This is a genomic window from Dinoroseobacter shibae DFL 12 = DSM 16493 (assembly GCF_000018145.1).
GTDB lineage: Bacteria > Pseudomonadota > Alphaproteobacteria > Rhodobacterales > Rhodobacteraceae > Dinoroseobacter > Dinoroseobacter shibae.
The window spans coordinates 210,366-222,137 of record NC_009952.1 but is presented as its reverse complement, the minus strand read 5'-3'; the positions used below and the strand labels follow the sequence as shown (position 1 = coordinate 222,137).

Below are 11,772 nucleotides of genomic sequence, written 5' to 3'. Positions count from 1 at the left end.
CGAACCGCACCCCCTTAAACGTTTCTTCGGGCCTAGGCCTTACTCGATGATCTTCGACACGACGCCTGCGCCGACGGTGCGGCCGCCTTCGCGGATGGCGAAGCGCAGGCCGTCTTCCATGGCGATCGGCGCGATCAGTTCGACGCCGAACTTCAGGTTGTCGCCCGGCATCACCATCTCGGTGCCCTCCGGCAGCGTCACCGTCCCGGTCACGTCCGTGGTCCGGAAGTAGAACTGCGGCCGGTAGTTGGCGAAGAACGGCGTGTGGCGGCCGCCCTCTTCCTTCGTGAGGATATACGCCTCGGCCTCGAACTTGGTGTGCGGGGTCACCGAGCCCGGCTTGCAGAGCACCTGGCCCCGCTCCACGCCTTCGCGGTCCACGCCGCGCAGCAGCGCGCCGATATTGTCGCCCGCCTCGCCGCGGTCCAGCAGCTTGCGGAACATCTCGACGCCCGTGCAGGTGGTCTTCTTGGTGTCGCGGATGCCGACGATCTCGATCTCATCGCCCACGTTGATCACGCCCCGCTCGACGCGGCCGGTGACGACCGTTCCGCGGCCGGAGATCGAGAACACGTCCTCGATCGGCATCAGGAAGGGCTGGTCCACCGCGCGCGCCGGGGTCGGGATGTAGTCATCCACCGCCTTCATCAGCTCGGCGATCTTCTGCTCGCCGATCTCCGGGTCACGGCCCTCGAGCGCGGCCAGAGCCGAGCCCGCGATGATCGGGATGTCGTCGCCCGGATACTCGTAGGAGCTCAGCAGCTCGCGGATCTCCATCTCGACGAGCTCCAGAAGCTCCTCGTCATCGACCTGGTCGACCTTGTTCATGAACACGACCATGTAGGGGATGCCCACCTGGCGGCCCAGAAGGATGTGCTCGCGCGTCTGCGGCATCGGCCCGTCCGCGGCGTTCACCACCAGGATCGCGCCGTCCATCTGCGCCGCACCGGTGATCATGTTCTTGACGTAGTCGGCGTGGCCGGGGCAGTCCACATGGGCGTAGTGGCGCGCGTCGGTCTCGTATTCCACATGCGCCGTCGAAATCGTGATCCCGCGCGCCTTCTCTTCCGGAGCGCCGTCGATCTCGTCATATGCCTTGAAGTCGCCGAACTGCTTCGTGATCGCAGCCGTCAGCGTCGTCTTGCCGTGGTCAACATGCCCGATCGTACCGATGTTCACATGCGGTTTCGAACGCTCAAACTTTTCCTTAGCCATGATGCACGGCGCCTCGTCTTTGGGGGTCGTGTGGGACCCGTTGCTGTAATCGCGCGCTGCCTACTTTTGTCTGAGGGAAAAATCAAGCGCTCAAATGCCCGGGCGGTCCGGTGCGGCGGGACGGGCGGGCGGGCGTGAGATGGACGCCGTCCCGGCGGCCGCTTCCGGGGTGATCTCGGTGACATCGACCTCGAAAGTCATGCCCTCTTCGAACGGGTTACGGACCACCTCGTAATCGAACCACTTGGGGTTGTCCTCCAGCCAGGTTTCGATCTGCCCCGCGGCGTTCTGGGCAAGGTTCAGAAGCTGTTCCTCGGCGGTCATGGTGAAGCCCGACCCGACCACAGCATCCCCCGTGAGGCTTTCGAGCACGGTGAACTGCTTGCCGCCGGGCACAAGGTTCTCGCCCAGCGCGTCGTCGAACACGTTGACCGTCAGGACCATGACCGATTTCGGGGCGGCGATCACCGGCACGCCCGGCGGGGCCAGGAGGTAGCCCTCGACGATGATGCCGAGGTGATAGAGCCGCCCCCCGTCGTAGCGGCGGAAGCGGCGATCGATCTCCGAGGTGATGGCCGCCTCGATCTGCTCTTCGGTGGCGACACGTCCGCCGGGCACGGTCTGGGCATTGTCCGCGATCACCACGTTGAAGCCCAGCTCGAAAGCGCCGAGATTGCGCTGTTCGCGCAACTCCGCATGGTTGCCGCATGCGGCCAGAAGTGCTGCGAGCGCGAGTGCCGCGCTGCTCCGGACCCAAACCTGCATCGTCTCGCTCCTGCTCGTTCAGGTGAACTTGTTGTCCCGCGGAAAGCCGCGCGGCGCCATCCGGCCCGTGCCCGCCCGTTTGCCCGACCATTCGGCCAGTTCCGGGTCGGCCACGGTGCGGGTGCGCCCGCCCGCATCCAGCCATTGCAGCCCCTGCGCCCGGTCAAAACTGCGCAGGTCCGATAGTCCGCCATCCTTGTATTTCTGCAAGCGCACCCCCTTGCCGCGGCCCATCTCGGGCAACTCGTCGGCGGCAAAGACCAGCAGCTTGCGGTTCTCGCCGACCGCCGCGATGGCATCGCCCGCCACCGGCCGGGCCAGCAGCGCGCGGTGGGGGGATTTCACGTTGAGCACCTGCTTGCCGGTGCGGGTCTGGGCCAGCACCTCTGTCTCGGGCACGATGAAACCGTCGCCCGCATCCGAGGCCACGATCAGCCGGCGCCCGGGCACGTGCAGAAACAGGTCCACCAGTTCGGCCTCGTTCGGCAAATCCACCATCAGCCGGATAGGCTCGCCCATGCCCCGCCCGCCGGGCAGGGCCGCGCAGGACAGGGTGTAGAACCGGCCATTGGCGCCGAAGGCCAGGAGCTTGTCGGTGGTCTCGGCGTGGAAGATGAACCGACCCTCGTCGCCATCCTTGAACTTCAGCGCCTGATCGAGCGCCACATGGCCCTTCATCGCGCGGATCCAGCCCATTTTCGAGCAGACCACCGTGATCGGTTCGCGTTCGATCATGTCCTCAAGGCTGACCTCGGCCATCTCGGTCGCCACGGCGAAATCCGTGCGGCGCTTGCCCAGGGCCGTGCCCTTGCCGAACTGCTTGCGCACCTCGCGCAGCTCGTCGGCGATGCGCGCCCATTGCAGGGCCTCGTCGGCCAGAAGGTCTTCGAGCTCTGCCCGCTCGGCCATCAGCGCGTCACGCTCGGAGATCAGCTCCATCTCCTCCAGCCGCCGGAGCGAGCGCAGGCGCATGTTGAGGATTGCCTCGGCCTGCACCTCGGTCAACTCGCCCTCGCCCGGCGCGGGGGTCTTGTAGTCGGCCTCGTCCGTGGCGCGGACATGCTTCAGGCTCCAGTCCTCGCGCATCAGCGCGGCCTTCGGATCCTCGTCGTAGCGGATGATGTCGATCACCCGGTCGAGATTGAGGAAGGCCACGAGGAAGCCTTCGAGCACTTCGAGCCGGTGGTCGATCTTGGCCAGCCGGTGACGCGACCGGCGCCCGAGCACGTCGCGGCGGTGATCGAGAAAGGCACGCAGCACCTCGCGCAGGGAGCAGACCTTGGGCGTGCGCCCGTCGATCAGCACGTTCATGTTCAGCGAGAATCGCGTCTCCAGCTCCGACAGGCGAAAGAGCGTGCCCATCAGAACCTCCGGGTCCACGTTCTTGGAGCGTGGCTCCAAGATGATGCGGACGTCATCGGCACTCTCGTCGCGGATGTCGGCGAGGATCGGCACCTTCTTGGTCTGGATCAGGTCGGCGATCTTCTCGATCAGCTTGGATTTCTGGACCTGGTAGGGGATCTCGGTAATCACGATCTGCCACTGACCCCGGCCCAGATCCTCGCGCGCCCAGCGTGCGCGCAGCCGGAACGCCCCGCGCCCGGTGGCATAGGCCTGGGCGATGCTCTCCTTCGGCTCTACGATCACGCCGCCGGTAGGGAAATCGGGGCCGGGGATCATCTCCAACAGGGTCTCGTCGCGGGCGTTGGGCGCGCGGATCAGGTGCAGGCAACCATCGATCAGCTCATGCAGGTTGTGGGGCGGGATGTTGGTCGCCATTCCCACGGCAATCCCGCTCGACCCGTTGGCCAGCAGGTTGGGAAACGCCGCGGGCAGCACTTCGGGCTCGGTCAGGGTGCCATCATAGTTGTCGCGGAAATCGACCGCGTTCTCGGCCAGCCCTTCCATCAACGCCTCGGCGGCGGCGGTCAGGCGGGCCTCGGTGTAACGAGAGGCGGCGGGATTATCGCCATCGATATTGCCGAAGTTCCCCTGCCCATCCACCAGCGGGTAGCGGACGTTGAAATCCTGCGCCAGCCGGGCCATCGCGTCATAGATCGCGGCATCCCCGTGGGGGTGGTAGTTGCCCATTACATCGCCGGAGATCTTGGCGGATTTTCGGAACCCCCCGGTGGCGCTCAGCCGCAGCTCGCGCATGGCATAGAGGATCCGCCGGTGCACGGGTTTGAGGCCATCGCGGGCATCGGGCAATGCCCGGTGCATGATCGTGCTGAGCGCATATTGCAGGTACCGCGCCCCGATCGCGCGGCGCAGGGGCTCGGAGGTCTGGGCCGCGCCCGGCTCTTCGGCGTCCGGATCGTCCATGTTGGGGTCGTCTGTCGTGTCGCTCATAGATGCTGTGTAGCCGCGTCGATTGTCCGGGTAAAGCCGCGCGTGGCGTGATCGAGGCTTGCTCTCCACGCGGCGCGGGGGCACTCAGGGGGCATGACGCAACGCTCCCTCCTTATCACAGGCTGTTCGTCGGGCATCGGCCTCGATGCGGCCCGCGGCCTGCGCGCCCGCGGCTGGCAGGTCTTCGCCGCCTGCAAGAAGCCCCGCGATTGCGCCCGGCTGGAAGCAGAGGGCTTCGTCAGCCCGCGCATCGATTACACCGACACCGCCAGCATCGAGGCCGGTCTGGCGCAAGTGCTGGAGGCGACGGGCGGCAAGCTCGACGCGCTGTTCAACAATGGCGCCCACGCGATCCCCGGCGCGGTGGAGGATTTGCCCACGGACGCCCTGCGCGCCAATTTCGAGGCGAATTTCTTCGGCTGGCACGAGTTGACGCGCCGGGTGATCCCGGTGATGCGCGCCCAGGGCCATGGCCGGATCGTGCAGAATTCCTCGGTACTGGGCTTCGTCACCCTGCCCTGGCGGGCGTCCTACGTGTCGACCAAATTCGCGCTGGAAGGGCTCACCGATACCTTGCGAATCGAGATGGCCGATACCCCGATCCACGTGATCCTGATCGAGCCGGGGCCGATCACCAGCCGGATCCGCGAGAACTCGATCCCCCATTTCGTCAAGTGGATCGACTGGCGCGCCTCGCCCCGCGCGGCACAATACGAAAGCCGACTGCTCAAGCGGCTCTATAACGACAGCGGCCCGGACAAGTTCGAGCTGCCCGCGCAGGCAGTGACCGACAAGCTGATCCACGCACTGGAATCGCCCCGCCCGCGGCCGCGCTATTACGTCACCACGCCGACCTACATCATGGGCGCGGCACGGCGGCTTCTGCCGACCCGCTGGCTCGATCGCTTGATCCGCAAGGCCGGTTGAGCGGTTTTCACCCGCGCGGCCTTCGCTTTTCGCGCGGACCCGACTAGGTAGCCCTGCAACGCAACGACACCGGAAGGATGCCCCATGGCCCAGGACCCTCTTTTCATCGTGATGGCAATCGCCATGCTGGCCGTGGTGGGCATCCTGCTGTTCGGGATCGGCAGTTTCGCCAAGGGCGGCGACTTCAACAAGAAATACGCCAACAAAGCAATGCGCTGGCGGATCGCGGCGCAGTTCATCGCGGTGCTGCTGATCCTGCTGTTCGTGTTCGTGCGTCGGCAAACGACAGGTGAGGGATAGGACATGGTCGTTCTCAACAAGATCTATACGAAAACCGGCGATGCGGGCGAGACCGCCCTCGGCAACGGGGCACGGGTGGCCAAGCATGCGATGCGGGTCGCCGCTTACGGCACGGTGGACGAGACCAACGCCACCGTGGGGCTGGCGCGCCAGCACGCGACCGGCGAGATGGATGCGCAACTGGCGATGATCCAGAACGACCTGTTCGACCTGGGCGCGGACCTGTGCCGTCCGGACATGGAAAAGGACGCAGAGGCCGAATACCCGCCCCTGCGCATGGCCGACAGCCAGGTCGCCCGGCTGGAGGCAGAGATCGACGCGATGAACAAGGATCTCGAACCGCTGCGCAGCTTCATCCTGCCCGGTGGCTCGGCGCTGGCCGCACAGCTGCACCTGTGCCGGACGGTGTCCCGCCGAGCCGAGCGCCTGTCGGTGGAACTGGCCACGATCGAAACGGTCAATCCGGCGGCGGTGAAATACCTCAACCGGCTGTCGGACTGGTTTTTCGTGGCTGGCCGCGTGGCCAACAGCAACGGCGCGGATGACGTGCTCTGGGTTCCGGGTGCGAACCGCTGACCTCAAGGGGCAGCGGCAAAACCATGGGCTTTGGCGCCCGGAAGCGCAGACCGCTGATACCACCCCGTTCCGACCAGTGATGGTCATGGCAGGCTTGGACGAAACGCGGCGTCGCGGACGGAATTGAGGTCGATTTTGACCTGTTTTCCCTGCGCGTAACCCGCTACATCCCTGCCAGAGAGTTTTTGCGCCCGCCCCGGCGGCGCCAAGATAGGAGAGACCCGCTCATGAAGGTTTTGGTGCCTGTAAAGCGCGTGATCGACTACAACGTGAAGGTTCGCGTGAAGGCGGACGGGAGCGGGGTCGATCTTGCCAACGTAAAGATGTCGATGAACCCGTTCGACGAGATTGCCGTCGAGGAGGCGATCCGCCTGAAGGAGGCCGGTGTCGCCACCGAGATCGTCGCCGTGTCCATCGGCGTGAAACAGTCCCAGGAAACCCTGCGCACCGCGCTCGCCATGGGGGCGGACCGCGCCATCCTGATCGTGGCCACCGATGACGTGCACACCGATATCGAACCGCTCGCCGTGGCCAAGCTGCTGGCAGCGGTGGTTCGGGAGGAAGAGCCGGGGCTCGTGCTGTGCGGCAAGCAGGCGATCGACAACGACATGAACGCCACGGGCCAGATGCTCTCGGCGCTGCTGGGCTGGTCCCAGGCGACCTTCGCCTCGGAGGTGAAGATCGACGGCGCGCACGCCCATGTCACCCGCGAGGTCGATGGCGGCTTGCAGACGATCAAGGTGAAACTGCCGGCCATCGTGTCGGTGGATCTGCGCCTGAACGAGCCGCGCTATGCGTCGCTGCCCAACATCATGAAGGCCAAGAAGAAGCCGCTGGATGAAAAGACCCCCGCGGATTACGGAGTGGACATCACCCCGCGGCTGAGCGTGCTGAAGACCGCCGAGCCGGCGGAGCGCGCGGCCGGGATCAAGGTGGGCTCGGTCGACGAGCTTGTGGCGAAACTCAAGGAAGCAGGAGCTGTCTGATGGCTGTTTTGTGTCTTGCGGAAGTGACCGATGGAACCCTGGCCATGGACGCCACCGCCAAGGCGGTCACCGCCGCCGGGGCGCTGGGGGACGTGACGCTGCTCTGTGTCGGGGCGTCGGCCAAGGCGGCTGCCGCCGAGGCCGCGACGATCTCGGGCGTCGCCAAGGTCCTGGTGGCTGAGGATCCGTTGTATGGGCACCGTCTGGCGGAGCCCGTCGCGACCTTGATCGCGTCCCTGGCGGGGGACTATTCGCATGTGGTGGCCCCGGCGACCACGGATGCCAAGAACATCATGCCGCGGGTGGCCGCACTGCTCGACGTCATGGTGCTGTCGGATGTGACCGCGGTGGTGGATGCCGACACATTCGAGCGCCCGATCTATGCGGGCAACGCGATCCAGACGGTGAAATCGGCCGATCCCACCAAGGTGATCACGTTCCGGACCTCCACCTTCGATGTCGCACCGTTGGGCGGGTCCGCCCCGGTCGAGGAGATCGCGGCGGCCGACAACCCGGGCCTGAGCGAATGGGTCGAGGACAAGGTCGCCGAGAGCGACCGGCCCGAGCTGACCTCCGCCGGGGTGGTGGTCTCGGGGGGTCGCGGTGTCGGGTCCGAGGATGACTTCGCCCTGATCGAGAAGCTCGCCGACAAGCTCGGAGCCGCCGTGGGCGCCTCCCGCGCTGCGGTGGATTCGGGCTACGCGCCCAACGACTGGCAGGTCGGGCAGACCGGCAAGGTCGTGGCGCCGGAGCTTTACGTGGCCGTGGGCATCTCCGGCGCGATCCAGCACCTGGCGGGCATGAAGGACAGCAAGGTGATCGTCGCGATCAACAAGGACGAGGAGGCCCCGATCTTCCAGGTCGCCGATTACGGCCTGGTCGCGGACCTGTTCTCCGCCGTGCCGGAACTGACCGAGAAACTCTGAGGCCGGAAACCCGGAAAGAACAAAGCCCCGCCTGCCGCGCGGGGCTTTTTTTCGCCTGGCCCGGGACTACCCGGCAAGGGTCTCCTGCACGCCGGCCCGCCCCGGGCCGATACCGATCCGGTGCAAGGGATCGAGCAAGGACAGAGCGGCTTCGTCCAGAAGGGCTGCCCGCGGCAGGGCCGACAGGATCCGCGCATGGGTGTCGGGCACCTGCATCCCTGCAAAGCCTCTTGCACGCAGCGCAGCCGTCTCCCGCACCTCTACGACGCTGTCGGCCAGTTCCGAGACCGCATGCACCGCCGCGCGGTCTACGAGGAAGGGTTCCTGAGCCATGCGGTCGGTCCCCTCGGCTGGTTTCGGCACCAGCCAAAGCAGGATCCTCGGCCCTTCGAGGGCACGTAGCAAGGCACACATGCCTTCGACCCAGGAGGCGCGCAGTTCCTCCACCACGGTTTCGAACCGGGCGGGGGAAGTCATCTGCATCAGGCGCAACAAGTGCCGCGTGAAATGGATCTCCGAAAGGTCAAGTTCGGGGAAGGCCTTCCGCAGAAGGCGGGTCGGCGCCACGAAGCGGTCGTTGCGACGCGGGTGCACCCGGTAGAACCGGTTGGACATGTTCTGCGCCGCGACCAGCTCGATGACCGTGGCCGCCCCCTTTTCGGCTACGGAAAGCATGGGGTCCGATCGCATCAGGTCGAGCCCCGCATTCATGACACCAAGGTTGACGCAGGCATGGCCCGTGACCGCCTCCACCCGGTCGGGGATCGCGGTTTCGGCATACTTGCCATAGAAACTCGTCCCTCCCAAAAAGGTCACATAGGGCCCTTCGAGGGACCGTTCCGGCCCCCGAAAGGCCATATCGAGGCCGGGATAGAAACACGGCGCGGACTCCGGCGGCGCCACGCCATGACGTTCATATGTCATCTCGCATAACTCATTTTCGACTCACCCGGACCCAACTTGCGGCCAAAGCTTTAGCGAACCCCTAACCCTCTATTTTACCGATATTTTTATCTTTCTGTTTTCCTTGCAGTCGACTCGACGCGCACCGTATGCTGCGACGGCACAAGGATTGAGGCACAGAATGGACATCAAGTCGGTGGGCGTGATCGGCGCCGGGCAAATGGGAAATGGCATCGCCCATGTTTTTGCAGTTGCCGGGTTCGACGTCATGATGACCGACATATCCCAGGACGCGCTGGACCAGGCCATGGCGCTGATCCGGCGAAACCTGGAACGGCAGGTCAGCCGCGAGAAGATCAGCCGTGAAGACATGGAAACCGCCATGGCGCGGATCACCACCACCCTGAAGCTGCCGGAACTGGGCCAGACCGACCTGGTCATCGAAGCCGCGACGGAACGGGAAACGGTCAAATCCGCGATCTTCGAGGACCTGCAACCGCATCTGAAACCCGAGACGATCCTGACCTCGAACACCTCTTCGATTTCGATCACCCGGCTGGCAAGCCGCACGGACCGGCCCGAGCGGTTCATGGGATTTCACTTCATGAACCCGGTGCCGGTGATGCAATTGGTGGAACTGATTCGCGGCATCGCGACGGATGAGGCGACCTACAAGACGCTGCTGGGCGTGGTCGAAAAGCTGGGCAAGACGGCTGCGAGCGCCGAGGATTTCCCCGCCTTCATCGTGAACCGGATCCTGATGCCGATGATCAACGAGGCGGTATATACGCTCTACGAGGGCGTCGGCTCCGTGCGGTCGATCGACGAGTCGATGAAACTGGGCGCGAACCACCCCATGGGGCCGCTGGAGTTGGCGGATTTCATCGGGCTGGACACCTGCCTTGCGATCATGAACGTGCTCCATGACGGGTTGGCGGACACCAAGTACCGCCCCTGCCCGCTGCTGACGAAATATGTCGAGGCCGGCTGGCTCGGGCGCAAGACACAGCGGGGCTTCTACGACTACCGCGGCGAGGTGCCGGTTCCGACCCGCTGAGCGGAGTAACGGCCTTGGAAGGCCGTTGACAAGGATTTTGCAAAATCCTTGCACTAGCGGCCCCTGAGACACAAAAAGCCCCGTTCTGCCGAACGGGGCTTTGTCTTGGGCGGGGCGGCGGCTCAGCCGATGGCGACCGCTTTCACGTCCTCGTCGATATAAGGCACGTATTGCGCGAAATTCTCCGCGAACATCTCCACCAGCTTCTGCGCCTGTGCATCATAGGCGGCGCTGTCCTCCCAGGTGCCCCTGGGATCCAGAAGCGTGGCATCGACCCCATGCACCGTCACCGGCACATCGAAGCCGAAATTCGCGTCCTTGCGGAAGGTGGCATCGGCCAGCGAGCCATCCAGCGCCGCGGTCAGCAGCGCTCGGGTCGCCTTGATCGGCATCCGCGACCCGGTGCCATAGGCGCCGCCGGTCCAACCGGTGTTCACCAGCCAGCAGGTCGCGCCATGCTTGGCGATCTTCTCCTGCAGGAGCTTGCCGTAGACCTCGGGCCGCCGCGGCATGAAGGGTGCCCCGAAGCAGGTCGAAAAGGTCGGCTCCGGCTCGGTCACGCCCCGCTCTGTCCCCGCCACCTTGGAGGTGAAGCCCGACAGGAAATGATACATCGCCTGCGCCGGGGTCAGCCGCGAAATCGGGGGCAACACGCCAAACGCGTCACAGGTCAGCATGATGATGTTCTTGGGATGCCCGCCAAGCGCTGTCTCGGACGCGTTCGATATGTAGTTCAGCGGATAGGCGCAGCGCATGTTCGCCGTCAGGCTGTCATCCTCGAAATCCAGGTCCAGCGTTTCGGGATCGAACACCATGTTCTCGATCACGGTGCCGAACATCTCGGTCGTGGCGTAGATCTCCGGCTCGGCTTCGGCACTCAGATTGATCGTCTTGGCGTAGCAGCCGCCTTCGAAGTTGAAGGTGCCGCGCTCGGACCAGCCATGCTCGTCATCGCCGATCAGGACCCGTTCGGGATCCGCCGACAGGGTCGTCTTGCCGGTGCCCGAGAGGCCGAAGAATACCGCGGTGTCCACCGGATTGCCGACCGCGTGATTGGCCGAGCAATGCATTGGCATGATCCCCTTCTCGGGCAGCATGTAGTTCAGCAGCGTAAAGACCGATTTCTTGTTCTCGCCGGCATATTCCGTCCCGCCGATCAGGATCAGCTTGCGGTCGAAATTCAGCGCGATCACCGTGTCGGACCGGCAGTCATGCTTGGCCGGGTCGGCCTTGAAGCTCGGGCAGTTGATGATCGTGAAATCCGCGGTGAAACTGTCGAGTTCGCCCCGCTCCGGACGGCGCAGCATGTGGCGGATGAACAGCCCGTGCCACGCGAGCTCGGTGATCACGCGCACATCGAGGCGGTGCGCCGGATCGGCCCCCCCGAAAAGGTCCTGAACGAAATATTCCTTGCCCTTCATGTGGGCGAGCATATCCGCATACAGCGCGTCGAAGCCCTCGGAGGACATCTCGGCATTGTTGTCCCACCAGATCGTGTCCGCCACGGAAGGAGTCTTGACCACGTGCTTGTCCTTGGGGGAGCGGCCGGTGTACTTGCCCGTCTCGACCAAGAACGCACCGCCCTTGCCCAGCGTGCCTTCCTCGCGTTTGAGCGCTTCCTGGATCAGCGCAGGCTCGATCAGGTTATAGTGGACTGCGCCCAGCCCGTTGATACCCTGATCCTCCAACGTGAAAGTTGGATTCACCCGTCCATTTGCCATGTCTGAGCTCCTGCTTCGTTACACACCGCCGCCGCGGTCGGGAC

Annotated in this window: 11 protein-coding genes; 6 read left to right on the top strand and 5 right to left on the bottom strand. The window is 64.9% G+C overall.

The genetic code is table 11. From position 1 onward, the window contains the following. Positions 1-39 precede the first annotated feature (39 nt). From tuf to parC, 3 genes are all read right to left on the bottom strand, one after another. Positions 40-1,215, bottom strand: a complete 1,176-nt coding sequence (gene tuf, locus DSHI_RS01110) for an elongation factor Tu (RefSeq protein ID WP_012176905.1) — start codon at positions 1,213-1,215, stop codon at positions 40-42. A gap of 90 nt (positions 1,216-1,305) precedes the next feature. Beyond that, on the bottom strand, positions 1,306-1,980 hold the full coding sequence (locus DSHI_RS01105; RefSeq protein WP_012176904.1) for a hypothetical protein: 675 nt from the start codon (positions 1,978-1,980) through the stop codon (positions 1,306-1,308). Between the two features lie 18 nt (positions 1,981-1,998). Beyond that, positions 1,999-4,332 carry a DNA topoisomerase IV subunit A gene (parC, locus tag DSHI_RS01100; RefSeq protein WP_012176903.1) on the bottom strand — a complete coding sequence of 778 codons (2,334 nt, stop codon included), beginning with the start codon at positions 4,330-4,332 and terminating at the stop codon, positions 1,999-2,001. A gap of 93 nt (positions 4,333-4,425) precedes the next feature. Between parC and DSHI_RS01095 the strand changes: the two genes are divergently transcribed. The 5 genes from DSHI_RS01095 to DSHI_RS01075 all read left to right on the top strand — a co-directional run bounded on the left by DSHI_RS01095 (position 4,426) and on the right by DSHI_RS01075 (position 8,047). After that, positions 4,426-5,259 (top strand): SDR family NAD(P)-dependent oxidoreductase, encoded by an 834-nt coding sequence (locus tag DSHI_RS01095; RefSeq protein WP_012176902.1) that lies wholly within the window; start codon positions 4,426-4,428, stop codon positions 5,257-5,259. 84 nt (positions 5,260-5,343) lie between these two features. Continuing rightward, positions 5,344-5,559: a twin transmembrane helix small protein gene (locus DSHI_RS01090; RefSeq protein WP_012176901.1), complete on the top strand. Its 216-nt coding sequence runs from the start codon at positions 5,344-5,346 to the stop codon at positions 5,557-5,559. A gap of 3 nt (positions 5,560-5,562) precedes the next feature. After that, positions 5,563-6,135 (top strand): cob(I)yrinic acid a,c-diamide adenosyltransferase, encoded by a 573-nt coding sequence (locus tag DSHI_RS01085; RefSeq protein WP_012176900.1) that lies wholly within the window; start codon positions 5,563-5,565, stop codon positions 6,133-6,135. Positions 6,136-6,362: 227 nt separating this feature from the next. Next, the gene (locus tag DSHI_RS01080) at positions 6,363-7,121 is read left to right on the top strand and encodes an electron transfer flavoprotein subunit beta/FixA family protein (protein ID WP_012176899.1); all 759 of its coding nucleotides are present in this window, start codon (positions 6,363-6,365) and stop codon (positions 7,119-7,121) included. Continuing rightward, positions 7,121-8,047, top strand: coding sequence for an electron transfer flavoprotein subunit alpha/FixB family protein (locus DSHI_RS01075; protein WP_012176898.1), 927 nt, complete (start codon positions 7,121-7,123; stop codon positions 8,045-8,047). The genes DSHI_RS01080 and DSHI_RS01075 overlap by 1 nt, the downstream gene beginning before the upstream one ends. A 66-nt stretch (positions 8,048-8,113) precedes the next feature. On the opposite strand, the gene DSHI_RS01070 is transcribed toward DSHI_RS01075, so the two are convergent. Continuing rightward, positions 8,114-8,971 carry a DUF6473 family protein gene (locus DSHI_RS01070; protein ID WP_012176897.1) on the bottom strand — a complete coding sequence of 286 codons (858 nt, stop codon included), beginning with the start codon at positions 8,969-8,971 and terminating at the stop codon, positions 8,114-8,116. A gap of 160 nt (positions 8,972-9,131) precedes the next feature. Between DSHI_RS01070 and DSHI_RS01065 the strand changes: the two genes are divergently transcribed. Further along, positions 9,132-10,007, top strand: coding sequence for a 3-hydroxybutyryl-CoA dehydrogenase (locus DSHI_RS01065; protein WP_012176896.1), 876 nt, complete (start codon positions 9,132-9,134; stop codon positions 10,005-10,007). A 122-nt stretch (positions 10,008-10,129) separates the two neighbouring features. On the opposite strand, the gene DSHI_RS01060 is transcribed toward DSHI_RS01065, so the two are convergent. Continuing rightward, positions 10,130-11,728 carry a phosphoenolpyruvate carboxykinase gene (locus DSHI_RS01060; protein ID WP_012176895.1) on the bottom strand — a complete coding sequence of 533 codons (1,599 nt, stop codon included), beginning with the start codon at positions 11,726-11,728 and terminating at the stop codon, positions 10,130-10,132. Positions 11,729-11,772 lie beyond the last annotated feature (44 nt).

Excerpts from the sequence above, each read along its gene's own strand:
- tuf (WP_012176905.1), bottom strand. The coding sequence starts at position 1,215 with ATGGCTAAGGAAAAGTTTGAGCGTTCGAAACCGCATGTGAACATCGGT.
- DSHI_RS01105 (WP_012176904.1), bottom strand. The coding sequence starts at position 1,980 with ATGCAGGTTTGGGTCCGGAGCAGCGCGGCACTCGCGCTCGCAGCACTT.
- parC (WP_012176903.1), bottom strand. The coding sequence starts at position 4,332 with ATGAGCGACACGACAGACGACCCCAACATGGACGATCCGGACGCCGAA.
- DSHI_RS01095 (WP_012176902.1), top strand. The coding sequence starts at position 4,426 with ATGACGCAACGCTCCCTCCTTATCACAGGCTGTTCGTCGGGCATCGGC.
- DSHI_RS01090 (WP_012176901.1), top strand. The coding sequence starts at position 5,344 with ATGGCCCAGGACCCTCTTTTCATCGTGATGGCAATCGCCATGCTGGCC.
- DSHI_RS01085 (WP_012176900.1), top strand. The coding sequence starts at position 5,563 with ATGGTCGTTCTCAACAAGATCTATACGAAAACCGGCGATGCGGGCGAG.
- DSHI_RS01080 (WP_012176899.1), top strand. The coding sequence starts at position 6,363 with ATGAAGGTTTTGGTGCCTGTAAAGCGCGTGATCGACTACAACGTGAAG.
- DSHI_RS01075 (WP_012176898.1), top strand. The coding sequence starts at position 7,121 with ATGGCTGTTTTGTGTCTTGCGGAAGTGACCGATGGAACCCTGGCCATG.
- DSHI_RS01070 (WP_012176897.1), bottom strand. The coding sequence starts at position 8,971 with ATGACATATGAACGTCATGGCGTGGCGCCGCCGGAGTCCGCGCCGTGT.
- DSHI_RS01065 (WP_012176896.1), top strand. The coding sequence starts at position 9,132 with ATGGACATCAAGTCGGTGGGCGTGATCGGCGCCGGGCAAATGGGAAAT.
- DSHI_RS01060 (WP_012176895.1), bottom strand. The coding sequence starts at position 11,728 with ATGGCAAATGGACGGGTGAATCCAACTTTCACGTTGGAGGATCAGGGT.